The 25,003-nt window shown below is 67.1% G+C and carries 19 protein-coding genes and 1 pseudogene; 6 read left to right on the top strand and 14 right to left on the bottom strand.

Translation table 11 applies throughout. From position 1 onward, the window contains the following. The gene (locus MKAN_RS06210; protein WP_023366285.1) at positions 1-879 is read right to left on the bottom strand and encodes an LLM class flavin-dependent oxidoreductase; all 879 of its coding nucleotides are present in this window, start codon (positions 877-879) and stop codon (positions 1-3) included. Between the two features lie 39 nt (positions 880-918). Here MKAN_RS06210 and MKAN_RS06215 point away from each other — a divergent pair, with 39 nt between their 5' ends. Both MKAN_RS06215 and MKAN_RS06220 read left to right on the top strand, forming a co-directional pair. Then, positions 919-1,332 (top strand): VOC family protein, encoded by a 414-nt coding sequence (locus MKAN_RS06215; protein ID WP_023366287.1) that lies wholly within the window; start codon positions 919-921, stop codon positions 1,330-1,332. Positions 1,333-1,372: 40 nt separating this feature from the next. Then, positions 1,373-1,762: a VOC family protein gene (locus tag MKAN_RS06220; protein ID WP_023366289.1), complete on the top strand. Its 390-nt coding sequence runs from the start codon at positions 1,373-1,375 to the stop codon at positions 1,760-1,762. Here MKAN_RS06220 and MKAN_RS06225 read toward each other — a convergent pair. From MKAN_RS06225 to MKAN_RS32490, 6 genes and pseudogenes are all read right to left on the bottom strand, one after another. After that, entirely contained in the window at positions 1,759-2,244 is a 486-nt protein-coding gene (locus tag MKAN_RS06225) for an Rrf2 family transcriptional regulator (protein ID WP_023366291.1), read from the bottom strand. The genes MKAN_RS06220 and MKAN_RS06225 overlap by 4 nt on opposite strands. Before the next feature lie 128 nt (positions 2,245-2,372). Then, complete coding sequence (gene cysC / locus MKAN_RS06230) at positions 2,373-4,223, bottom strand: adenylyl-sulfate kinase (protein WP_023366293.1); 1,851 nt, start codon at positions 4,221-4,223, stop codon at positions 2,373-2,375. After that, a pseudogene (cysD, locus tag MKAN_RS06235) lies at positions 4,223-5,220 on the bottom strand (sulfate adenylyltransferase subunit CysD). Before cysD ends, cysC begins: the two are co-directional and overlap by 1 nt. A gap of 156 nt (positions 5,221-5,376) precedes the next feature. Next, positions 5,377-5,868, bottom strand: coding sequence for a beta-class carbonic anhydrase (locus MKAN_RS06240; RefSeq protein WP_023366297.1), 492 nt, complete (start codon positions 5,866-5,868; stop codon positions 5,377-5,379). 142 nt (positions 5,869-6,010) lie between these two features. Then, a complete protein-coding gene (locus tag MKAN_RS32485) occupies positions 6,011-7,579 on the bottom strand; it encodes a PE family protein (RefSeq protein WP_023366299.1) in 1,569 nt (522 codons plus the stop codon). 610 nt (positions 7,580-8,189) lie between these two features. Beyond that, a complete protein-coding gene (locus MKAN_RS32490) occupies positions 8,190-9,716 on the bottom strand; it encodes a PE family protein (protein ID WP_023366303.1) in 1,527 nt (508 codons plus the stop codon). 177 nt (positions 9,717-9,893) lie between these two features. On the opposite strand from MKAN_RS32490, the gene MKAN_RS06260 reads away from it, so the two are divergent. The 4 genes from MKAN_RS06260 to MKAN_RS06275 are packed head-to-tail and all read left to right on the top strand — an operon-like array spanning position 9,894 to position 15,260. Next, a complete protein-coding gene (locus MKAN_RS06260; protein WP_023366305.1) occupies positions 9,894-10,871 on the top strand; it encodes an ABC transporter permease in 978 nt (325 codons plus the stop codon). Continuing rightward, entirely contained in the window at positions 10,868-11,767 is a 900-nt protein-coding gene (locus MKAN_RS06265; RefSeq protein ID WP_023366307.1) for an ABC transporter permease, read from the top strand. The genes MKAN_RS06260 and MKAN_RS06265 overlap by 4 nt, the downstream gene beginning before the upstream one ends. After that, positions 11,764-13,599, top strand: a complete 1,836-nt coding sequence (locus MKAN_RS06270; RefSeq protein ID WP_023366309.1) for a dipeptide ABC transporter ATP-binding protein — start codon at positions 11,764-11,766, stop codon at positions 13,597-13,599. The genes MKAN_RS06265 and MKAN_RS06270 overlap by 4 nt, the downstream gene beginning before the upstream one ends. After that, a complete protein-coding gene (locus MKAN_RS06275; protein WP_023366311.1) occupies positions 13,596-15,260 on the top strand; it encodes an ABC transporter family substrate-binding protein in 1,665 nt (554 codons plus the stop codon). Before MKAN_RS06270 ends, MKAN_RS06275 begins: the two co-directional genes overlap by 4 nt. Here the strand turns inward: MKAN_RS06275 and MKAN_RS06280 are convergent. From MKAN_RS06280 to MKAN_RS06310, 7 genes are all read right to left on the bottom strand, one after another. Continuing rightward, the gene (locus MKAN_RS06280; protein WP_036392509.1) at positions 15,247-16,497 is read right to left on the bottom strand and encodes an alpha/beta hydrolase; all 1,251 of its coding nucleotides are present in this window, start codon (positions 16,495-16,497) and stop codon (positions 15,247-15,249) included. The genes MKAN_RS06275 and MKAN_RS06280 overlap by 14 nt on opposite strands. A 68-nt stretch (positions 16,498-16,565) precedes the next feature. After that, positions 16,566-18,194: a GMC family oxidoreductase gene (locus MKAN_RS06285; RefSeq protein WP_023366315.1), complete on the bottom strand. Its 1,629-nt coding sequence runs from the start codon at positions 18,192-18,194 to the stop codon at positions 16,566-16,568. Beyond that, on the bottom strand, positions 18,187-20,808 hold the full coding sequence (locus MKAN_RS06290; protein WP_023366317.1) for an AAA family ATPase: 2,622 nt from the start codon (positions 20,806-20,808) through the stop codon (positions 18,187-18,189). Before MKAN_RS06290 ends, MKAN_RS06285 begins: the two co-directional genes overlap by 8 nt. Next, entirely contained in the window at positions 20,805-21,956 is a 1,152-nt protein-coding gene (locus MKAN_RS06295; RefSeq protein WP_023366319.1) for a metallophosphoesterase family protein, read from the bottom strand. The genes MKAN_RS06290 and MKAN_RS06295 overlap by 4 nt, the downstream gene beginning before the upstream one ends. A gap of 251 nt (positions 21,957-22,207) precedes the next feature. Continuing rightward, complete coding sequence (locus MKAN_RS06300) at positions 22,208-23,275, bottom strand: cupin domain-containing protein (protein ID WP_023366321.1); 1,068 nt, start codon at positions 23,273-23,275, stop codon at positions 22,208-22,210. A 239-nt stretch (positions 23,276-23,514) separates the two neighbouring features. After that, positions 23,515-24,270, bottom strand: coding sequence for a hypothetical protein (locus MKAN_RS06305; RefSeq protein ID WP_023366323.1), 756 nt, complete (start codon positions 24,268-24,270; stop codon positions 23,515-23,517). Beyond that, positions 24,267-24,755, bottom strand: a complete 489-nt coding sequence (locus MKAN_RS06310; protein ID WP_225722861.1) for a hypothetical protein — start codon at positions 24,753-24,755, stop codon at positions 24,267-24,269. The genes MKAN_RS06305 and MKAN_RS06310 overlap by 4 nt, the downstream gene beginning before the upstream one ends. Positions 24,756-25,003 lie beyond the last annotated feature (248 nt).

Here is a 25,003-nt window from a genome sequence, read left to right on the forward strand (position 1 = left end):
CTACAGTGCGGCAACCACGTCGGTGGCGCGACGAAGCTGATCGACGTCAGCACTGGTCGGGATCAGCTGAACCTCATCGGTGCCGATCTCGTCGAACTTTCGCAGCACCGCCAGCAGTTGCTCCTCACCACCCGCCCAGCCGGTCATCGGCGCCATGGCATCGACGTATTCGGCCGGGATCCAGTTCATGTAGTGCCGCAGGTGACGATGCACCTGCGCGCGTGCTTGATCCGGCGACCCGAAGGCGAACCAGAACGACGTCCCCAGGTGTGGTTTGGGTTTGCCTGCTTCGGCCCAGGCGGTGCGAGCAACGTCGTAGAGCTCGTTCTGCCTGGCGACGTCGAGGTCGAGGGTTGTTCCTGCGAGCCCGTCGGCCCATGCGGCGGCGCTGCGAAGGGTCTTTGGCCCGATTGTCCCGACGAGCAGCGGCGGGCCGCCGGCCTGCACCGGCGCCGGGCCGATCGGCCGCCGTGACTCGGTGATCTTCTCGCCGGCCCAGACCCGCTTCATGACCGCCACCCGTTCGGCCATGCCGCGCATCGTCTGCGTCGAACAGTCGGCGCCCACGGCGTGGTAGTCCTCCTGCCGGCCGCCGATCCCGACTCCCACCGTCAACCTGCCACCGCTCAGCACGTCGCCGGTGGCCAGGGCTTTGGCCAGCAGCACCGGGTGATGCAATTGGGGCACGATCACCGTCGTCACCAACCGGACCCGGTCGGTCCAGGCGGCCAGCGCACCCAGCAGCGTCAGGCTGTCGGGGTTGTCGAACGCGATGCGCTCGCCCCAGCACAGCGACGAGAACGGTCCGTCGTCTATTGCGCGCGCCCACTTCTTGAGCACCGCCGCGTCGAGGTCGGGCTCCATCACGGGCATGGTCATGGCTATCTGCACGATGGCGATTCTGGCAGCATGGCCTAGATGGGGTTCGCCAGCACGTCGATTGCGCATGTCAGGCTCACGGTCACCGATATCGAGCGATCGCGGCGGTTCTACGAGAGCGTGTTCAGCTGGCCGGTGCTGATCGAAGTTCCCGACAACGCCGACGATGCAACGCGCCGGCAGTTGGGCTTTCTGTTCGGCGGCGTCATCTACGACCTCGGCGGCGCGCTGTTAGGCCTGCGGCCAGTAGCCGACGACCGCTTCGACGAGGATCGCACCGGCCTGGACCACATCGCGTTCCGGGTCGGCAGCAGAGCCGAATTAGACGTTGCTGCTACACATCTCGACGATCTCGGCATCCGGCACGAGCCGATCAAAGACATCGGGCCGGCATACATTCTCGAGTTCCGCGACCCCGACAACATTGCATTGGAACTCACCGCGCCCAAATAGCGGGCGCGACACGGCGCCGCAAAGGAGGGGAGGCCAACACATGGGCATCAGCTTCAATCACACCATTGTTGCGTCGCACGACAAGCGAGAGTCCGCGGAGTTCCTCACCGACCTGTTCGGCTTGCCCAAGCCGGTTGCGGTCGGCCACTTCATGGTTGTCCCACTCGAACACGGCGCCTCCCTCGATTACGCCGACGTCCCGGCAGACGACGAAATCCGTCGTCAGCACTACGCCTTCCTGGTCTCCGAGGAGGAATTCGACGCCATCTACGGCAGGATCCAATCCCGCGGATTGGCACACTGGGCCGACCCCGGTGCCACCAGGCCCGGCGAGGTCAATCATCGCGATGGCGGGCGTGGGGTGTATTTCCGGGACCCTGCCGGACATTTCCTGGAGATCCTCACCCGGCCGTACGGTTCGGGCGGCTAATCCCCGCTGCGGGTTGACCCGTGGCGTTTGCTCTCCTGCGCTCGATAGTCGTCGGCAAGTTGTGCGACATGCTTGGGTAGCGTGCCGGCGGCGACGTCGGCCAGGGTGGTTTCTTCCAGCACCGACCGCATACTTGCCCGCAGCGCCCGCCACACATCGGTCAGCGCTGCGGTGGGTCCCGAGTAGGGCAGGTCGCCGAGCCCGATATCACGCACGCTCGCCAGCGGTCCGTCGATGCAGCGCAGCACGTCGGCAATGCTGATCTCGCTGCCCGGACGCGCCAGCTCATAACCGCCCTCGCGACCACGGTGGCTGCGCACCAGGCGGTCGGTGCGCAGGTTGGTCAGGATGTCGACGAGAAATTGCGGGGGTATGCCCTGAGCCTGGGCCAAATCGTCGGTCTTGACCAGGTTGCCGGTGGGAGCCGTGGCGAGTTGGACCATCGCCCGCACCGCGTACTCAGCCTTGGCCGACATCCGCATGCTTCAGGATTGTGCCACCCGCCTGAGCGACGATGCGCAACGCGAAGCGTTGCGAGAAGGAGCGTGGCAATCCGGCACCGCCTGAGCGACGATGCGCAACGCGAAGCGTTGCGCTATGGATCCGTCCCTTAGGCCTCAGACTCCAGCAGGTCGATCAGCATCTGCGCCTGCTCGTCAAGGCCGCAGTCGGGGGTGAGCCGCAGGTCGGGATTCTTCGGCCGCTGATACGGACTGTCGATCCCGGTGAAGTGCGTGATCTCCCCCGCGCGCGCTTTGGCGTACAGGCCCTTGGGATCGCGCCGCTCACAGTCTTCGAGCGGCGTGTCGCAGAACACCTCGACAAAGTCAAACCCGGCGTCTTCGTGCACTTTCCGGGCCAACGCGCGGTGCTCAGCCAGGGGGCTGATCGCCGGAACCAGGACGACATGGCCGCAGTCGGCGAGCAATACCGCCACATGCGCCAGCCGCCGCAGGTTTTCGGCGCGATCGGCCATACTGAATCCCAGGTCGGCGTTCAACCCGTGCCGCAGGTTGTCGCCGTCGAGAACGTAAGCGGGAACACCGCTTTCGAGCAGCTTCTGCTCCACCCGCGTGGCCACCGACGACTTGCCCGCGCCGGACAACCCGGTGAACCATACGGTGCGTCCCCGCGGCCGGTCGTTGGCTGTCACCAGCGACTTGTGCCGCACGGTGTTGGGGCTGGGCGTGTGGGCCGCGACCTCGCGCAACACCATGCCCGCCGCGACGGTTCCGTTGGTGTCGGGATCGATGAGGATGAACGATCCGGTGGCGGCGTTGCGGGTGTATTCGTCGAGCAGCAGCGGCATCTGGGTGCGCAGCGAGATCCGGCCAAGCTCGTTGAGCTTCAAGGCGGTTGCCGTCTTGTCGCGGTGCAGCGTGTTGACGTCGAGCCGGTAGTCGAGCCCGGTAACGCGGGCGCGGGTGGTTCGGGTGGTGTGCTTGATGATGTAGTCCCGGCCCGGCTCCAACACCGACGAATCTGCCATCCAGCACACCGTCGCGTCGAAACTTTGGGCGACCCTCGGCTGGTTGTGGGTGCGGGCGATCATGTCGCCGCGGGAGATGTCGATGTCGTCGGCAATGCTCACCGAGACCGCCATCGGCGGAAACGCTTCCGGCACTGGACCGTTGGGGCCTTCGATGGCGGTGATCCGCGTTGTCTTACCAATCGGCAACACGACCACCTCGTCACCGGGACGCATTACCCCACTGGCCACGGTGCCCGCATAGCTGCGGTGATCTTGATGCTTGAGAGTATGCGGGCGAATCACATACTGAACCGGGAACCGCACGTCGACCAGATTTCGGTCACCCGCGATGTAGACCTCTTCGAGATGGGTCAGCAGCGCCGGTCCCTCGTACCACGGTGTCTCGTCGGACTTGGTCACGACATTGTCGCCGTTCAGCGCGGAGATGGGGATCGTGGCGACGTCTTGCACATCCAGGCGGGCGGCGAAGGCGTGGAACTCGTCCCGAATCGCCTCGAACTTGTCCTTGTCCCAACCGATCAGGTCCATCTTGTTGACCGCGAGCACAATGTGCTGAATGCCCAGCAGCGAGGCCAGGAAAGCGTGCCGGCGGGACTGCTCCAACAGGCCGTGACGCGCATCGACCAGCACAATCACCAGTTGAGCGGTCGACGCGCCGGTGACCATGTTGCGCGTGTACTGGATGTGGCCGGGAGTGTCGGCGATGATGAATTTTCGCTTGGGCGTGGCGAAGTAACGGTAGGCGACATCGATGGTGATGCCCTGCTCACGCTCTGCCCGCAGACCGTCGGTGACCAGAGCCAGGTCGGTGTAGTCGTGGCCGCGTTCCCGCGACGTCTGTTCCACCGACGCCCACTGGTCTTCCATGACCGCCTTGGAGTCGTAGAGTAGCCGCCCGATCAACGTCGACTTGCCGTCGTCGACGGATCCGGCGGTCGCGATGCGCAACAGCGTGGTGGATGCAGTCATCAGAAGTACCCCTGCCGTTTGCGGTCTTCCATCCCAGCCTCCGAGATCCGGTCGTCAGCCCTGGTCGCCCCGCGTTCGGTCAGCCGGGACACCGCCGTCTCGGCGATGACTTCAGCCACCGTCGAGGCATCTGATTCCACACACCCGGTGCAGGTGACGTCACCGACGGTGCGGAACCGCACCGTGGCCTCGAATACCGGCTCGTCGGCGCGCGGCTGCAGGTAGCGATGCACGGCCAGCAGCATCCCGTCGCGCTCAAACACCTTGCGCCGGTGGGCGAAATAGATCGACGGCAAGGTGATGTTCTCCTCGCCGATGTAGGACCAGATGTCGAATTCGGTCCAGTTCGACAGCGGGAAGACCCGGATGTGCTCACCCTTGTGATGCCGTCCGTTGTAGAGGTTCCACAGCTCGGGCCGCTGGGCTTTGGGGTCCCACTGGCCGAATTCGTCGCGGAAGCTGAACACCCGTTCCTTGGCGCGCGCCTTCTCCTCGTCGCGTCGGGCTCCCCCGAACGCCGCGTCGAACTTGTTCTCCCGGATGGCCCGCAGCAACGTCACCGTCTGCAGCGGATTGCGCGACGGCGGGGTTTCGACGACCCGCCCGGCGTCGATGTCGTCCTGCACCGATGCCACCACCAACCGCACCCCGGACTCTGCGACCAGCTCGTCGCGGGTCGCGATCACCTCGTCGAAGTTGTGCCCGGTGTCGACGTGCATCACGGGGAACGGCGGCCGTCCCGGACGAAATGCCTTGAGCGCCAGGTGCAGCATAACGATGGAGTCCTTGCCGCCGGAGAACAACAGCACCGGCCGTTCGAACTCAGCGGCCACTTCGCGAATGATGTGGATCGCCTCGGCTTCGAGTAAGCGCAGATGGCTCAACTCGTACTGCCCTGGCGCGGGGCCGGCCTTCACGCCGCTGGTCATGGCTTTCCTGTCATTGTCCGGGCCTCATACTTGATAAAGTTGGTTGGATTGACCAGGTTTGTGGTCATTGTCACCAATGGAACCAGCCGGTGCAGCCGCTGTCAACGACAGGACCGCTGGCAAGTTCCTAGCGATTGCCTGACCGAGGCGTGAGTTGCCGATAGGTGGGATGCGGGGTCGCGATTCGTGATTCGTGATCCCCCGAGGCAGGTGGGACGGCAGCGCTACGGCGTCACTTCGTTGAGCCTGCCGGTGGCGACGTCGAAGACGCACCCTCGCAGGGAGACGTGTTTGGTGACGAAGGGGCTGTTCTCGATGCGGCGCAACGACTGGCGCACGTCCTCGGCGACGTCAGGGAATGACTCGGCCGCCCACGGGGGTTTTACGCCGGTCTCGTCCTGGATGGCGCGCTTGAAGTCGTCGTCGGTGAAGGTGAGCATCCCGCAATCGGTGTGGTGGATGAGGATGATCTCCTGGGTACCCAGCAGCCGCTGGCTGATGGCCAGCGAGCGGATCACATCGTCGGTGACCACTCCGCCGGCATTGCGGATGACATGGGCCTCGCCCTCGTTGATGCCCAGCACGCGGTAGACGTCGATCCGGGCGTCCATGCAGGCAACAATCGCGATGTGTTTGCTGGGCGGCAGCGGAAGCGGCCCCTGGAAAGTTTTTGCGTACTCGGTGTTGTGAGACAGGTATTCGTCGGTGACCGTCACGCCAGGCTCCTCGGGAATCGGTGTCTTACTGCGCAGAACGATGCCGCCCGAGGATCGTAACAATCGGCTGCCCGGATTTCAGCCATGAAAATCAACCGGATCGGATTCAGCCCGCGGGTTTGCATCGATGCCGCTACCCGGCTCAGCTGGATTTGCCGGTCACCCCGCCTGAACCATCTTCGCCGTAGAGTGAACCACCGGTACCAGCGCTGCCGCCGGCACCCCCGACCCCGGGCTTTGCGCCGGCCCCACGGCCGGCGTCGCCACCGTCGCCGCCGTCGCCGCCGTCACCGCCGCCATACTGCAGCAAGGTGGGGTTTCCGCCGTAGCCATAGGGAATGCCGCCCGAGCCCGCGGCACCGCCGTTGCCGCCAGCGCCGCCGTCTCCGTTGCGCCCGATGTGGGTTTGGCCCTGGAAGTCGACCGCAATGCGGCCATTTCCGCCGCGGCCGCCGGGCCCGCCGTCGCCGCCGAAACCACCGGGGCCGATAAGCCGGGTGCTGCCGCCGATACCGCCGTTGCCGCCGGCACCGCCATTGCCGCCGTCGATAGCGCCAAAACTAAGGTCTTCGCTGCCGCGGCCGCCGGCGCCCCCGTTCCCGCCCGCCCCACCGCCGCCGATCAGCCCACCGGTGCCGCCATGACCACCATCACCGCCACGGCCGCCGGGGTTCACTGCGGACTGGAAAAGTGCGCCGCGGCCTCCGGGAGCTCCGTCGCCGCCCGCTCCACCGTCGCCGCCGACTCCGTAGAGGAAGGCATGACCACCGTCACCGCCGCGCCCGCCGCTGAGCCCCGGATCGTTGTGGGCGGCTCCGAACGCAGTGATTCCTCCCGACCCGCCGTTCCCACCGTTGCCGATGAAGAATCCGCCGTTACCTCCGCGACCGCCATCGGCGAGCATCCCTCCCGGCCCACCCGCACCGCCGTTACCGAACCCCCAGGCATTACCCCCGTCCCCACCAGCACCGCCACGTGTGGGGTCTAGCGGGAATTGCCCGAAAATAGACCCGCCGCCGGCCCCGCCGCGCCCACCGTTGCCGATGAACCCGGCGTCGCCACCGCGGCCGCCGGCTTGGCCGGCTCCGCCCGACCCGCCGGCGCCGCCCTCACCGAACCCCCAGGCCCTACCCCCGTCCCCGCCGGCCCCGCCAGGCAAGGGCGTTGACGTCGGCCTAGAAATAGACGCGCCGCCGGCCCCGCCACGGCCACCGTTGCCGATGAACCCGGCGTCGCCACCGCGGCCGCCGGCCTGGCCGGGAGCGCCCGGCGCGCCGTCGCCGCCGTTGCCGATGAGCCACCCGCCGTGGCCACCGTTCTGACCGGGGGCTATCCCGTCGGCGCCGTCGCCGATCAGTGGGCGCCCGGTCAGCGCCTGCGTGGGCCCGTTGACGGCATTGGTCACTTGTTGCCCTGCCGCGGCGAGCGCATTGGCCGCATCGGTGCTCGCGTAGGCGTTCACCGCGGCCTGTAGGTTGCGCACGAACTGGTCATGAAATGCCGTCATTTGCTCGCTGATCGCCTGATACTGCTGGCCAAACGACCCGAACAACGCCGCGAGGGCCACGGACACCTCATCGGTGCCTGCTGCCGCGATCGTCGTCGTCGGGAAAGCGGCGAGCACATTCGCCTGGCTGATCGTCGAGCCGATGCGCCCCAATTCCGTTGCGGCGGCGTCGACGTACTCAGGCACTGCGATCACGAACGACATCTGCGTCCTCCTAAGCCCAACCGGACGTCATTCGTGCCCGGATCTGGGCAAAGCCTGTCGAGGAGCTCTGAGACGAACGTTTGGAAGTCATGAAATGCGCTGGTCCATCCGATCAGGTGGCGCTTGGAGGGTGGTTGGGCTGGCCGCGAGGCGGGGCGGTAGCCCGGGCGCTCCTGACGCGGTTGACGTCGGCGTGGCGGATCGGCCGGCTCCGGATCCTGCTGCCCCGCCGGCTCCGTCGCGAGTCCAATCGGTTTGGCCGCCAGCTGCGGGTGACCCGGCGGCCGACGCCTCATCGGCCCCAGCGGCCGCGATCGACGTCGTCGGGACAGCAAGCGGCCGCATTCGCCTGGCTGATCGTCGAGCAGCCGCGGCCCGACTCCGCCGCCACGGCATCGACGAACTCGGGTAACGCACAGACGAACGACATCAACGTCCGCCACGCATATGAGTGCAAGGGCCAAACCGGGCCGCCGGCATAGCCACACCCTGCGCAGCTCATGTCGAGGCGGCCTTCAGGTCACATCGAGCTGGTCACATCGAGACCGGGCGGGTACGCCGGGCGGTCATGTGACGGTGCCTGACGTGGGCGTTAGGTACCCGCGTCTAGCTAACCCGCCGGGGAACCACCGGTCCCGCCCTCCCCGCCCGCGTAGACTCCACCGCCGCCACCATTGCCGAGGATCCCACCTGGACCGTTACCTAATTCGCCGACTCCGCCAGCTTCACCGGGTTGTACTACAGTCGTCAGTTGCATCTGCCCCGTAGCAAACGCTGTCACGAAATTGGTGACGGTGTCGACACCCTGCAGGCCGGGCATGCCGTAGAGATTGCCACCGCTGCCGCCCTTACCACCGGTGCCGCCGATGCCCGGTAACCCTGCGCCCTGCCCCGCGCTACCGCCGGGGCCACCGTCGCCGCCGTAACCGCCACGGTGCTGCAGCAGCTGCTGCACGAAGTTGTCCGGCGGGCCATAGGGGAAGGAGATCCCGCCCGAGCCGCCGGCACCGCCGTCGCCGCCGCCACCGCCGTTGCCGTTGGCCAGGGCCGCGTTAAGACTGGACCCGCCTTGACCGCCGGGGCCGCCGGCGCCGCCGTGACCGCCGGGACCGATCAGGCGGGTGGAGCCGCCGATTCCGCCGTCGCCACCCCTGCCGCCGGCGCCGCCGCCGCCGTCGCTCGTGGTACCCGTACCGCCGGGCCCGCCGGCGCCGCCGGGACCGCCACCACCGATGAACCCGCCGGTGCCGCCGTTACCGCCAGAGCCCCCGGGCCCACCGCCGAATACAGCGTCGCTGTTGAAGTCGGCGACGCCGGGACCACCGGCGCCGCCTGGCCCGCCGGCCCCACCGAATCCGTAAAGGAAGGCATCGCCGCCGTCACCGCCACGCCCGCCGGGGATGCCGGGACCGATGCCCAAATTCTCCGGCAGCGGAGAGCCCCCGCCTGCCCCACCCGGCCCGCCGTTGCCGGCAAAGAACCCGGCATCACCCCCACGACCACCGTCGGCCAGCATTCCACCCGCCCCGCCGGCGCCGCCGTTACCGAATCCCCAGGCATTACCTCCCCGGCCACCGAACCCGCCCTGCAATCCGTCTATCACGCGGAAATCGGTGCCCCTGCCCCCCTTTCCGCCACTGCCGATGAAACCGGCGTCGCCGCCTCGACCGCCGGCCTGACCAGGTGCCGTCCCGTCGGCGCCGTCGCCGCCGTTGCCGATCAACCACCCGCCATCGCCACCGTCCTGGCCGGGGGATATTCCGTCAGCACCGTCGCCGATCAGCGGGCGGCCGGTCAGCAGCTTGGCGGGACCGTTGACCACGTCGAGGACTTGTTGCTCTGCTGCGGCAAGGGCACTGGCCGCATCGGTGCTCGCATACGCGGTCACGCTGGCTTGCAGATTGCGCACGAATTGGTCGTGAAACACCGCCACTTGCGCGCTGATCGCCTGATACTGCCAAGCATGTGCGCCGAACAACGCCGCGATGGCAGCCGAGACCTCATCGCCCCCTGCGGCGGGGATGGCCGTCGTCGGCAGGGCGGCCAGCGCGTTGGCATAGCTGATCGTCGAACCGATATTGGCTAGCTCGGTTGCTGCGGCGCCGATGAAGTCGGGTACTGCGATCACGAACGACATCTGCGTCCTCCATGCGTCGTCAAACGGGCCAAGGCCAGCCCGAGTCCGCGGAAAGCCTGTCCGAGCGCCCTTCGGCGAATGTTCAGAAGTCGTGAAATGTGCAGGTCGGCTCCGAAGCGGTGCGCCATCTGTCACCGAGTCTCGCTACCCTGTCCCAATGCGGCACGGTGGCGGGGCATGACACGCTTTCTGGCGCGCCGGTTGCTCAATTACCTCGTGCTGCTGGCGCTGGCGTCGTTTTTGACGTATTGCCTGACTTCTCTTGCGTTCTCGCCGCTGGAAAGCCTGATGCAGCGCAGTCCGCGGCCTCCGCAAGCGGTGATCGACGCCAAAGCCGCCCAACTGGGATTGAACCGGCCCATCCCGATCCGCTACGCCAACTGGGTTTCCCACGCCGTTCGCGGCGACTTCGGGGTCACCATCACCGGCCAGCCCGTCGGCGCCGAGCTGGGGCGGCGCATCGGAACCAGCCTGCGGCTGCTCATCATCGGATCGGTGGTCGGCACGATTCTGGGTGTGGCGATCGGGGCGTGGGGCGCCATCCGTCAATACCGGCTCAGTGACCGCGTCATCACCATGCTGGCGTTGCTGGTGCTGAGCACGCCGACCTTCGTCGTGGCCAACCTCCTGATCCTGGGCGCCCTGCGGGTCAACTGGGCGCTGGGTCTGCAACTATTCGACTACACCGGCGAGACCGCACCCGGCGTGGCGGCCGGGACGTGGGAAGCCTTCGCTGACCGGCTGAAGCATTTAGTCCTGCCGTCGCTCACGCTGGCGCTGGGAGCTGCCGCCGGTTACAGCCGCTATCAGCGCAACGCGATGCTGGACGTCCTGGGTCAGGATTTCATCCGCACCGCCCGCGCCAAGGGGCTGACCCGGCGGCGCGCGCTGATCAAACACGGGCTGCGGACCGCCCTGATACCGATGGCCACGCTATTCGCCTACGGCGTGGCCGGACTGGTCACCGGAGCGGTTTTCGTCGAGAAGATCTTCGGCTGGCATGGCATGGGCGAATGGATGGTCCGGGGTATTTCAACCCAGGACACCAACATCGTCGCGGCGATCACGGTGTTCTCCGGCGCGGTGGTCCTGCTGGCCGGCCTGCTCTCCGATGTCATTTATGCGGCCCTGGATCCGAGAGTGCGAGTGGCATGACCGCCTTAGCCGAGCCCGAGGTCGCCGAGTTCACGTCGCGGCGCGCCCTGGTGCTGCGCCGCTTCCTGCGCAACCGGTCCGCGGTGGTCTCCCTCGCCGTGCTGGTGCTGCTGTTCGTCGGCTGTTACACGCTGCCCGCGCTACTCCCCTATTCCTATGACGACCTTGATTTCGACGCCTTGCTGCAACCGCCCAACACGCGGCACTGGCTGGGCACCAATGCGCTGGGCCAAGACCTGCTGGCCCAGATATTGCGGGGCATGCAGAAGTCGATGCTGATCGGCGTCTGTGTCGCGGTGATCTCCACCGGCATCGCCGCTACCGTGGGGGCGATCTCGGGGTATTTCGGCGGCTGGCGGGACCGGGCACTCATGTGGGTGGTCGACCTGCTGTTGGTGGTGCCCAGCTTCATCCTGATCGCCATCGTCACTCCGCGAACCAAGAATTCGGCCAACATCATGTTCCTGGTGTTGCTGCTGGCCGGCTTCGGCTGGATGGTCAGCTCCCGCATGGTACGTGGCATGACGATGAGCTTGCGGGAGCGCGAATTTATCCGTGCGGCAAGGTTTATGGGGGTTTCCAGCCGCAGGATCATCACCGGCCACGTGATCCCGAATGTGGCGTCGATCCTGATCATCGACGCGGCCCTGAACGTGGCATCCGCGATATTGGCCGAAACCGGTTTGAGCTTCCTCGGTTTCGGTATCCAGCCACCCGATGTATCGCTGGGCACGCTGATCGCCGACGGCACCCAGTCCGCGACGACGTACCCGTGGGTGTTTCTGTTTCCGGCCGGGGTACTGGTGCTGATTCTGGTGTGCGCCAACCTGACCGGCGACGGCCTGCGCGACGCCCTGGACCCGGGCAGCAGAACACTGCGCCGCGGTGAGCGATGACCGCCCTGCTCGAGGTGACCGACCTGGCCGTCGCCTTCCCCACCGACGGCGATCCGGTGACCGCGGTGCGCGGCATCAGCTACCGCGTCGATCCGGGCGAAGTGGTGGCGATGGTGGGCGAATCCGGATCGGGTAAGTCCGCGGCAGCCATGGCGGTCGTGGGACTACTGCCCGAGTACGCCGAGGTACGCGGCTCGGTGCGGCTGCAGGGAACCGAACTGCTCGGTCTTGGCGACGACGGGATGTCACGGGTCCGCGGCAAGGTGATCGGCACGGTGTTCCAGGATCCGATGTCCGCCCTGACCCCCGTCTACACCGTCGGCGACCAGATCGCCGAAGCGATCCGGGTCCATCAGTCCCGAGTCGGTAAGCAGGAGGCCCGCCGACGCGCCGTGGAACTGCTTGAGCTGGTGGGTATCTCGCAAGCCGAGCGACGCGCCCGCGCCTTCCCCCACGAGCTTTCCGGCGGCGAGCGGCAGCGTGTGGTGATCGCGATCGCGATTGCCAACGATCCGGATCTGTTGATCTGCGACGAGCCGACCACCGCACTCGACGTCACCGTGCAGGCGCAGATCCTCGACGTGCTCAGGACGGCCCGCGACGTCACCGGCGCCGGGGTGTTGATCATTACCCACGACCTCGGGGTGGTCGCGGAGTTCGCCGACCGGGCGTTGGTGATGTACGCCGGCCGGGTCGTCGAGTCCGCCGGGGTCAATGACCTGTACCGCGATCGCCAGATGCCTTACACCGTGGGGCTGTTGGGATCGGTCCCCCGCCTGGACGCCGCGCAGGGCACCCGGCTGGTGCCGATTCCCGGCGCCCCTCCATCGCTGGCCGGTATGGATCCGGGTTGCCCGTTCGCGCCCCGCTGCCCGCTGGTGATCGACGAATGCCGCAGCGCCGAGCCCGAATTGATCCAGGTCGGCGCGGATCACCGGGCCGCCTGCATCCGCACCGATCAGGTCAACGGCCGCAGCGCCGCCGACATCTACGGTGTGAAAACCGAGCGTATCGCGCCAGAACCTTGTGACACACCGGTCGTCGTCCGGGTGAGCGGCCTGGTCAAGACCTACCGGCTGACCAAGGGCCTGCTGTTGCGCCGGTCGATCGGCGAAGTTCGCGCCGTGGACGGCGTCAGTTTCGAACTGCAGCAGGGCCGCACGCTGGGCATCGTCGGTGAATCAGGCTCGGGCAAGTCGACCACCCTGCATCAAATCCTGGAATTGGCTGTGCCGCAATCGGGATCGATCGAAGTGCTGGGCGCCGATGTCGCCGCCCTGACCCCGTCGAGCCGGCGCGCGCTGCGCCGCGACATCCAGGTCGTCTTCCAAGACCCGGTGGCCTCGCTGGATCCGCGGCTTCCCGTCTCCGATCTGCTGGCCGAACCGTTACAGGCCAACGGCTTCAGCAAGACCGACACCCACGCCCGGGTGGCCGAACTGCTCGACATCGTCGGGCTCCGCCGCTCTGATGCCAGCCGCTATCCCGCGGAGTTCTCCGGCGGCCAGAAGCAGCGCATCGGAATCGCCAGGGCGCTGGCGTTGCAGCCCAAGATCCTGGCGCTCGACGAACCGGTGTCCGCGCTCGACGTGTCGATCCAGGCCGGGATCATCAACCTGCTCCTGGACCTGCAAGAGCAATTCCGGCTCTCGTATCTGTTTGTCTCCCACGATCTTTCGGTGGTCAAACACCTCGCCCACGATGTCGTCGTCATGTACGCCGGCGCCATCGTCGAGCAGGGTGACAGCCGGGGAGTTTTCGCCAATCCACAACACGAGTACACGCGGCGGCTGCTTGGAGCGGTGCCGCAACCGAATCCCAGGCAAACATGACCAACAGGACCCGCGTCATCCTTGCGCTACTGATCGCCGCCCTGATGGTCGCCGGCTGCTCGGCCGCGCCCGTGACACCGTCGGGCGCACCCAATGGCGCCGTCGGCACGACCAGCGATATCAACCCGCAGAATCCGGCCACGCTGCGCGACGGCGGCAACCTGCGCCTGGCGCTCAGCGACTTCCCGCCCAACTTCAACACCCTGCACATCGACGGTAATTCGGCCGAGGTCTCGGCGATGTTGAAGGCCACCTTGCCGCGCGCGTTCGTCATCGGGCCCGACGGCTCGACCACAGTCGACACCAACTACTTCACCAGCGTCGAACTCACCCAGACCGACCCGCAGGTCATCACCTACACCATCAATCCCAAGGCATTCTGGTCCGACGGCACGCCGATCACCTGGCGCGACATCGCCAGCCAAATCCACGCGACCAGCGGCGCCGACAAGAACTTCGCGATCGCGTCGCTCAACGGCTCCGACCGCGTGGCCTCGGTGACCCGGGGCGCCGACGACCGCCAAGCCGTGGTGACCTTCGCCAAGCACTACGCGGAGTGGCGCGGAATGTTCGCCGGCAACGGGATGCTGCTGCCCGCCAGCATGACCGCCACGCCGGAGGCATTCAACACGGGCCAGCTGAACGCGCCGGGCCCGTCGGCCGGCCCGTTCATCGTGAGCTCTCTGGACCGCAGCACGCAGCGAATCGTCTTGACCCGCAACCCCAAATGGTGGGGCCAGCGGCCGCGGCTGGACAGCATCACCTACCTGGTGCTGGATGACGCCGCACGGTTGCCGGCGCTGCAGAACGCGACGATCGACGCGACCGGAATCGGCTCGCTTGATCAACTCACCATCGCCGAGCGCACCAAGGGCATCTCCATCCGGCGGGCTCCCGCTCCGAGCTGGAGTCACTTCACCATCAACGGCGCGCCCGGGGCGATTCTCGCCGATCCGGCGCTACGGCTGGCGATCTGCAAGGGGATCGACCGCCGGACCATCGCCAAGGTGGCCCTCTACGGCCTCACCAGCGATCCGAGCCCGCTGAACAATCACATCTTTGTCGCCGGGCAGGAGGGCTACCAAGACAACAGCACCCCCTATGACCCGGAGCAGGCCAAGCGGGACCTCGACGCGCTGGGCTGGAAGCTCAACGGCAAGTTCCGGGAGAAGAACGGCCGCCAGCTGGTGGTGCGTTTGCTGTTCTACGACGCCCAGAGCACTCGGCAGTTCGGGCAGGTCGCTCAGCACAGCCTGGCTGCGATCGGCGTTCGACTCGAGCTGCAATCCCGTTCCGGCAGCGGCTTTTTCAGCAACTACATCAACGTAGGAGCTTTCGATATCGCGTTGTTCGGGTGGGTCGGCGACGCGTTTCCGCTGTCGTCGCTCACCCAGATCTACACCTCCGACGGGGAAAGTAACTTCGGCAAAATCGGCAGCCCCGAGATCGACGCCGCTATCGAGCGGACGCTGCAGGAACTCGACCCGGCCAAGGCGCGTGAGCTGGCCAACGAGGTCGACAAACTGGTGTGGGCGGAAGGATTCAGCCTGCCGCTGACCCAATCGCCCGGAACCATTGCGGTGCGCAGCACGCTGGCAAACTTCGGTGCCACGGGCCTGGCCGACCTGGATTACACCGCGATCGGATTCATGCGGGACTGACCTGGCCGACCTGGCGCCGCGCCGGTAGGACGGCCGCCTCCGCAGCGGCAGCCATGTCGATCGCCTTCCACAGCAGCCGCACCGGGGCGCGTGGCGGCATCGCGTCGAGCATGGGCACCTGGTCGGCGAGCCGGTTGTGTTCGCCACGACATACCGCTTCGGCGATGGCCAGGGCGGCGGGCTCCCGAAAATCCAGGGCGCTGTGCGCCATGGTCGGCAGCTCCAAGAGCACCGCGCCGGGCACCAGCGACGCCACACGTTCCGCCACCGCGGGCGGGGTGATGAGGTCGCGGCCACCGGAAACCACCACCGTCGGCCAGCTGAATTTCGGCATCTCGGCCACCAGGTCATATGGTTCTGCTTCGAAAACGGCTGTGGCGGTGAGGGTTTCCCGCATCGCCACCGCGGGGTCGAGGGGCAGGCCGTCCGGTTCGGCGGCGTAGTCCAGTTCGCGGAATGCGATACGGCTGACCAGATCGTTCTCGTAGCGGTATGGCACCTTGCGGTCGACCACGGTGGTGACCCGGCACAGCGCACGCCACAACATGGTTCGGCCGTCGAGCAACAGGTCCAGCTGCCGGCCGAGGAGCTTGGCCCCGCCGTAGCCGTAAATCGCCGCCGCGACCTGGGCCGCCGACGCGCTCATCACCCCGGAGCCGACCAACCGCCGAACCTTGGGCGCCAGCGCGGCCGTCTCCGGACCATCGCCTTTCAGCAGCAGCCTGCGGAGAGCGTCGCGCGCCAGCACGATGTCGTGGCGCGACAGCACCGGGGAGTCGAGGATCAGCGCCTTCACGCGGCAGGGATGACGCACCCCCAGGCCCGCCGCGATATAGGTGCCGTACGACGTGCCATAGACGACGGCCGAGTCCACGTGCGCGTCGTCGAGGACCGCCGCCACGTCGTCCACGACCTGGTCGACGGTCAGCGCCTGCGGCGGCAGATCGGCACCGGAGTCGTCGTGGCGCGACATGCCGACGCCACGGTGCTCCATCATGATCACGTCCAGACCGGCCGCGGCGGCGCGCCGGCGCAGTCCCTGATACAACCGCATCGACGCCACTCCCGGCCCTCCCGGGATGATGACCAGCGGATGCGTGGATTTGCGACCGGTGCGCACGTAGTACAGATCGAACTCGTCGTCACTGCCGGGTGACACCGGCCGGCGCACCGGCCGCACCCCCGGCAGTTTCGCCAACTTGTCGTGCACCCGGCGCCGTTTGGCATTCATCGTCATCGGTATTGCCCCGCCATGGGTACCATTCTGCCGAGAACCGCCAAGGCCGGCAGTTCAGCGGTGGTGCCTCAGCCGCGCAGGAGGTCGGCGGCCTTCTCTCCGATCAGCACCGATGGCGCATGAGTGTGTCCCCTGACGGTGCTCGGCATCACCGATGCGTCGGCGACCCGCAGCCGCTCGACCCCGCGGACCCGCAACTGCGGATCGACCACGCTGTTGTCGTCAGTGCCCATCCGGCAGGTGCCCAGCGGGTGATACAGGGTGTGCGAGCACGTTTCCAGCGCCAACTCGAGGGTCGCCTCGTTCAACTCGGTGCAATTGCGCGGCCGGGCGATGTGCCCGAGCAGACGTTTGAGTGCCGGCGCCTCGGCAATGCGGGCGCACATCCGCAAACCGGCCATCATCGCGGCCCGGTCGGCTCCGTGGCGATCCGAGAGGTAGCGCGGGTCGATGACCGGTTTGGCATGCGGGTCGGCCGAGCGCAGCGTCACCTGGCCGCGGCTTTCCGGGGCGACCAGGATCGGCCCGAGCACCACCCCGTGGCCCGGCGGCTGGACGCGCAGACCCTCGTCGTAAAAGGGTGCCGGGGCAAAGATCAGCTCCAGATCAGGCAGCGCGAGGTCGGGTCTACTGCGGACGAAGCCGTATGCCTCGCCGACGTTGGACGTGAGCATCCCGCGGCGCCGCAGCAGATAGTCAAGCACCTGTCGCGGCTTTTCGGCCGCGGCCAGGCTGTCGCCGGCGACGTCGAACCCCATCGGTGTGACCAGGTGGTCCAGCAGGTTCTGCCCTACCTCGGGCGCGTGGTAGACGGTTTCGATGCCGTGCTCGGCGAGGTGATCGCGGTCCCCGATGCCGGAGAGCATCAACAGTTGCGGACTGTTGACGGCGCCGCCGCAGAGCACCACCTCACGACGGGCCTGGACCACACCGGCTTGGCCGTCGCGCTGGTATTGCACGCCGACTGCCCGGTTTCCGTCGATGACGATTCGCGTCGCGGTGGCCTCGGTGAGCACACGCAGATTCTTGCGGCGCATCGCGGGCTTGAGGTAGGCGTCGGCCGCGCTGTATCGCGCACCGCGGCGCTGCGTGACAATGGTCTCGCAAAAGCCTTCCGGCTCTGCCGAATTGGGCTGCGCACCGGCAAAGCCGCACTCACGTGCCGCGGCCAGGAAGGCCGCGGTCGACGGCCGCGGGCTGCGCTGACGGGAGATGTGCAGCGGACCGGTCACCCCGCTGTCGTCGCCGCTGACGAAATGCCAGGCGGCGGTGACGTTTTCGATTCGACGGAAGTATCCGAGCACCTCGGTGTACGACCATTGCGGGCCGGCCCGCCGCGCCCACTCGTCGTAGTCGGCTTTGAACCCGCGCACCCACATCATGGCGTTCATCGACGACGAACCGCCTAGCACTTTGCCCCGGGGCCAATAGATTTCACGACCGGCAAGCTCCGGCTGCGGCTCGGTCAGGTAGTCCCAGTCGACCTCGCTGCGGAACAACTTGGAAAACGCCGCCGGAATGCCGATGTAGCGGTTCTTGTCGCGGGGGCCGGCTTCCAGGGCCACTACCGAGGTCGCCGGATCTTCGCTGAGCCGATTGGCCACGACCGCCCCGGCCGAGCCGGTGCCCACCACCACGTAGTCGCACTGGATGTCTGTCGCCGGTGAACCGCGGGACGGCCGCGGATCGCTAGCCATGGAGATCGATGCGGTGCGCGTTGGCGACACCGTCGTAGCGGCCGGGACTGCACGTCAACACGATCACCTGTCCATGGGTGCCCACAGTGTCGAATACCTCCCCCATCTTGGCCAACCGGTCTGGATCGGTGAACCCTAACGCGTCGTCGACCACCACCGGAACGGTGTCCTCCTTGGCAACCAGGGCAGCCCCGGCAAATCTGGCCAGGATGCCGAGCTGCTCTTTGGCACCCCCGGACAACGACTCGTAGGGCACGGTGGTGCCGTCCAGGGTGCGGCTGCAGATCTTCAGGTCACTGTCGACCTCCACCTCGAAGGTGTGCCCGAACACCGGCCGGCCGAGCCGATGCAACTCGGCGCGGTACGGCTCGACGTAACGCAGGCGGGTGCTGTCGCGGTGGCGCGCCATCACCGAGCGCAGCAGCCGCGCGGCCCTGGCCCGCTGGCCGACGCGGGCATGCCGGCCAGCGGCGTGCTCACGCTGCGTCTCGGCGGCGTCGAGCTTGCCTTGCCGGCCCTCGCTGCCGAACACCGAGAGTTCAATGCTGATCTCTCGCAACGTGTTCAGGGCATCGTCGTGGCGCTGGCGCAGCGACTCCGCCATATCGATGGCTTCCGCCAGCTCGGCGGCCACCGCGTCGGGCGCCATGGCGGCAAGCGCTTCGGCCAGCTCGCCCACCCGCCGCTCGGCCGTTTCTCGCGCGCGCAGATCCGCGTCGGCTTTGACCGCAAGGTCTGCATCGCTGACCGAGGACCGCTCCTGCGCCAACCGGGCACGGGCCGCGTCGAGTTCGGCGCGCCGCGTTTCCACCTGATGCCCAAGCACCGTTGCCTGCGTGGATATCTCGGCCAGCTGGCGAGCAGCGGCTGCGGCAGTCCGGCGCCGGGTTTCGCACTCGGTCTCCGCGGCCATGCGGGCGGCCTCGGCCGCTTGCAGTTCGACTCGGGCGGCCGCGGCGTCCGTCGCGAACAGATCCGGCTCGGCGGGTTGGCTGGCCTGCAATTGCGCCAGTCGGGCTCGGAGTTGATCCTCCTGGTCGTCGCCGCACAGGCCGTCCAGGGTGGCGGTCAGCTGATCGCACGTGCTTTGCAGTTCCCGGCGACGCCGGTCGGCAGCGCGCGCATCCGCCACGGCGGCTACTCCACCGGCTGTCAATGCTTGGGCCAGCTCTTGTTGTGCCGCAACGTGTTTAGCCTGCATCTCCTGCGCGGCCGGACCCTGGCTGATCCGCGCCGTGAGGACACCCGGCACCACCACCTCGGCGGGCCCGGCGGCCGTGATCGACCAGCATTGGCCCGCCGGCAACGACACCCGCTGCTCGCCGACGACAAGCTCGATGTCGACAGCCGCGGTGAATTCCACCGCGGCGGAGATCGACGCGAGCTGTCCGTCTGACCGATCCGCAGCCGCAGCAGCCTCGTCGATGCGGCGCATCACCCGTTCGGTGACCGTCACCGCGGCCAGTTCGGCATCCAGGCGATCACGTTCGCGCCGGGTGGTGTCGATCCTGTCCAGCCGAGCCCCTAGCCGGTCAGCCTCCTCGCGATCGACGATCTGGTCGAGCGAGCGCCGCGCGGATTCGGCGCGACGCTGTGCGGCCGACAGCGCGTGCATGGCCTGCTCGACGGCGGCGTCGCAGGCAGCTACCGCCGCGGTTGCCGCCGCCTGCCGGTCGACGGCCTGGTGCGCTTCGGCCTGCAGGGCCGCGACGGCGGCGCCGCCGGCGTCGACGTCGGCGACAAGGCTCAGCCGCTCGGCATGTGCTGTCGTCGATGCGGCACTGGCCGCGGCCGCAGCGGCGGCGATGAGTTGTGCTTCCCGCGCTTCGTTGGTCAGCGCGGCGATCCTGTCCGCCGCGGCCTGCGCCGCGACGAGCCGAGGACCGGCAGCGGCCCGTTGTTCCGCTAATTCGGCCACCCGCCGGGTCAGCTCGGCATGGCGACGAACCCGCTCGTCGACCTCGGCGACGGCAGCGGCGCACTGCACCACCGCGGCGTCGGCCTGGGCGAGTTCGTTGATGGCGGCGGCCCACTCCCCGGTGGGCCGGCCGGTCGCGGTGAAGTAGCGCGCGTACTCGGCGTCGATCCGTTCGATCAGCAAGGGTTCGGCGCCGGAGGGGGACACGTCGGCTCCGGCGGCGACATCGAGCGCGCGCGACAACGCATCGCACCCGGACAGATCCACCGCGGCCGTCGACGCCGCCTGCAGCACTCGCTGGGCATGCCAGAGCTCGGTATCGACCGTCTCGGCCAGCATTGCCCGAACCCGATCGTGCGCTTCGTCGCCGGTCAGCTGCTCGCGGTGCGGCGCCAGCACCGTCAGCTCGGTCTCGGGCTTTTTGTGGAAGCGCTTACGATATACGAAACGATAAGGGCCAGCGCTTATTTCGGCAGTGACCTCCGAGCCGGCGTCAGCGTTGGTGGGCTTGACCTGCTTGACTTCTTTCTTCGTGGAGCGGTCTTTGGATTCCAGCAGGAGGTCCAGCGCCTCGATCATCGACGACTTGCCGCTCTCGTTGGCACCGCAGACCACCACTACCCCGTGATCAGGGAAGGCGATCTCCCGGTGGGTGATCCCGCGGTAGTTCGTCACGACGAGCCGGTGCAGCTTCACGCGACGCTCCGGTCGGTGAGCCGAAGCAACAGCGCCAGAGCCGCCTGAGCATCGGTAGCCGATTCGGTGTCGCCCGCGCGTGCAGTTGCGACCAGCTCATCGACCGCGGCGGCGGCGAACCCGCCGATGCCGAGGTCGGCAAATTCGCCGTCTGCCGGTATCACCGCCAGGTCGGTGTGACGCTCCCACAGACCCAGCCAGGCGAACAGTCGCGCGTATTTGTCCAGGCAGGCGTCCAAGGTGGCGCGGTCGGCGACCGTCAATGAGCCGGTCAGTGCCAGCCGCACCACGGTGCATACCTTGTCGGTCATCAGGTCCAGGTTCATGTCCAGATCGGCGATGTCGCGGCTGGTATCCACCTGGTTGTGCAACGTGACGAAACGCCAGCGGCCGATATGACGGGGCTCGACGGCTACGGGTCTTTCGGGGATGCTTTCGTCGATGTCCACCACCAGGACGTGACCCGGGTCTGCTTCGACATCGTCGAAATTGGTCACTTCCGGGGAGCCGGAGTACCACACCCGGCCGCTGGCGCCCACGTTGGTCAGCGAATGTTTATCACCAAGGGCCACGTAGTGAATCTGGCCGTCGGCCAGTGCCCGGTCGAGTTCGGCGAGGCGGATCAGGGAGGGTTTGTCGCGGTCGGGATCCAAGACGTCCACGCCGCCGTGGGCGACGAGCACCCGGGTGTCATCCGCTGCGGACAGGGTTGCCAGCACCTCGGCGACCAGGTCGGTGGTGGGCGCTTTCGACCGCCATGGTGCGGCGACAATCTGCAGACCCGGCCGCACCTCATGCGCGCCGGGCCGGTCGAGCACCACCACGTTGTCTGGGCGTTCGGCCTTGAACAGCGCGCTGGTGTAGACCGACGACGCGTCCAGCGGGTCGTGGTTGCCGGGCAGGAGGTACACGGGAATTCCGATGGCGCGCATGGCCTCCAGGGATTGGCTGATCACCTGAGGAGCGAGTTGGTTGTGTTCGAAGACGTCGCCTGCCACGACCACGAATTCGGCGCCGACGTCGGCCGCCAGCGCTTTGAGTCCGGCGACTGCGTCGCGGCGGGCCGCGGAATAGCGCGGCTGGGCGTCACCCGCGAGGAAGTGCCGGGTCATGCCCAATTGCCAGTCGGCGGTGTGCAGGAATCGCATCCCGGCACCTCCCTCTGAAGCGCATGTCTATCAAGGCACCGCGAGTGTAGGACTCGGTGCCGACAAGTCGCGGGACCTCGCTCGGCAGGTTCGGCTCGGGGCCGCGGTGTCGTTGACAGGCAATCACTCGCGTCACTCTGGTTTCGCGGCGAAGTCGTTGAGTTCCTCTGCGGCGTTAATTGACGTCGCGTGCCGGCAGGCGCCGTGGCAGATGCGGCGGGTATCGAAATATTGCAGCGACGGTCCTGATCTCAGCGCTCCCCTACAGCGTGGGCGTCAAGTGGGTTGAGCCGGTTGACAATCAGCGGGTCGGCTTTGGTGAACGGGAAGTCGGGCAGGTCCTCGAGGTGGGTGTTGAAGGTCGCCGCAAGCACTTCGCGCGAGTAAGCACTCACCGACGTCCGGTAGCCGATGTCGCCGGGGGTCGGCTGGTCGAAGAAGATGCAGAAGTGCATTTCCGGGGCGTCAACGACCTCGATGTGGTGCGGGTAGGCGCGAGGAATGAAGTAGACGTCGCCTTGTCGCAGGTACCACGTGTCCAGCTCGCCGCCGGGACTCATCACGGTCATGCGCGCCGAGCCCCGGTTGACGTAGCCCATCTCGGCGGTGATCGGGTGCCAGTGCGGCTCACGCATCCCGTCCTCGCGGATTCGTAGGGAGTACATCGACAAGTCTTTGAGTGCCGGCCAATATTGCAGCCGCGCGGTCCTGGCCGAGCCGACCGCCATGCTCACGGGCGGAGTCATCGCATCGACAGAAAACTTGTGTGGGTCATTGAAGTACGCCGTGTCAGGAACATCGGGTGCCCCGGCGCGGGCGGCTAGGGCGCGGTCGGTGGTGCTGCGGCGCATCGCCGCGAAATCCGAGGCCGGCAGGTCGTAGGTGTTGCCGAGCACCGCATCGGTCATGGCGCCAAACGCTGCCCCGAGCCCGAAGTCCTCGGGCCGTTCGTTGCGGAACGCGATGATGAATTCGCACACGTCGGTGCCGATGTTTTCGATGTGGTGCAGCGAGCCGGAGTCGATGTGGAACATGTCGCCGGCGTGCACCACGAATGAGGCGAACTGGCTACCGGTGTCGAGCACCGAGACCAGAGCGGTGCCTGAAACACAGTAGGTCAGTTCGTTGGTATTGGCGTGCCAGTGCGGCGTTCGCATCGCGCCCGGGTTGATCAGCAGCCGCTTGATCGACAGCCCCTTGAGGATGGGGAAGGTGTCGGCCGTCAGCCGCTGGATGGAACCGAGGTCGGACTCTTCGACAATTTCACCGCTTTCACCGTCAATCAGCGATGCGACGTGTGTGCTTGTCTGCGTGAGCATTTCATTCTCCTCAACTTCTGGATCGAAGATCGCAGTGGATCGCTGCCCTCAACGATCCCCGCGTGGGCGACGAGCCGTCCAAGACCCGGTTTCGATGTGTCGATCAGCGTTGGTTATCAAACGCGTCCGCGCTCGGCGTTTGGACCGCTAGTGTCGGCGACGGCCGGAAAGCCGACCCGGTGCGGATCGGTTGTTAGGACGGGTTTTCGGTGCTCGTGCGCGCGCAGTAAGGGGCGCGCTCAGCCGGAGCCGATGCGGCGCAGGGTGCTTTCGAATAGCACGTCGAGGACATGCTGATTGCTTGTGGTGGCGTCGCCGACAAGCACCAGGTTCGACAGCTGCGCGAAGGAGAGGTATTGCGTCCTCGCGGCGTTGGTGGAGCCTGCGAAAGCTGTGGTGACCGAGATCCGGAAGAGACGCGGCCCGCGAGCGGAGCGCGAGTCTTCGATCACATGCACCGTGTGGTTTATGGTGTCCGCGAAGGTGAATCGTGCGCACCGGGACACCCGGGCGGTCATCGCGTCAAAGCCGCTTTGGTTGAACTCGCGGCCGATTTGCAGGCGGACGTCAGGATGCTGGCCAAAACGTTCGGGCGGATCGGCGGGATCGCGGCCCGCGATTTCGGCGCCGCCGGCGATGCCGGGAGCTAGGTCATTGATGTTGGCGCATTCGGGCGGATCGTAGTCCAGGTCACCGCTACGGAACGGTTGCGTCCTGAAGTATCCGAACCTGTCGGCGCCGGTCCTGGTGTCGACGGTCCATGTTGTCGGGAAGTCGGCCGGTTTGGGAAGCAGGTCGGCCAGCTGTTGGTCAGACAGCGCCGCCAGTCCCGGGGCCAGCGACTGGACGGTTGGTCGCCAATGTCGCAGCGCGACAGGCGCAGTCGCCAGTACCGCGGCGATGGCAACCAAACACAACAGCGCGGCACTGAAAAGCGGCGCGCGCGAATCACGTTGGGCGCCCGCGGACCTGCCGTCGCCGGATGTGCCGCTCATAGGGCGCGCAATCGCTGCAGCGTTTCGGCGGCGCGACGCTGCACCAGCTCGCGATCCCCGGTGGTTTCCATGTGGACGGAGCATTCCAGGATGACGCCACGCAACGCGTAGTAGCTGACGAGGTAGGTCACCGGTGGTTCGTCCCTGCCGGCGGTGACAAATGTCCTGGTGACGACGGCGGCGACAACGGCGTCGTCGGTCCAGTGGTCCTTGCGCACCGTGGTGGCCGAGCGGTGATCTTTGAACCGCCCGTTGAAGTCGTAGTTGGTCACCTGGTAGGACCCGCACCGGCCCAGCCAATCCAGGTAATTGGCGATACGCTCCGGACCGTCGGGAACCACCGAGATTTCGAAATGCGCACTAGGGCCGTGCTCGTCGCTTTCCCCGGTCGCCGGCCAATCCCAGATTCGAGCGTTGCGGGCGAACAGCTGGGTGTAGCGGTCGACGTCCAGCTCCGCGGCGAGTGCCGCGCCGGAATGGGTCAACAGTTGCGGGATTTTTGTGCACTGCGCCGGTTCATACACGGCTCGCGGGCCAGGCTGCGGCGCGGTGCTCGAGGCGGTGGTTTCCGGGAGCGACGAGCGGCGCAACGACCCAGACAGGCCATAGCCCCAATCCGCCGGAAAGTCGTCACTCGACGGAAGCGCGCCGGCCAGAACCCAATCCGCGCGCGATGCCAGACTCGTCGACGAGTTTGCGCGGGGGCCAATCACAAGCATCGTCACCCCACACG

This window comes from Mycobacterium kansasii ATCC 12478, from assembly GCF_000157895.3.
Taxonomy (GTDB): domain Bacteria; phylum Actinomycetota; class Actinomycetes; order Mycobacteriales; family Mycobacteriaceae; genus Mycobacterium; species Mycobacterium kansasii.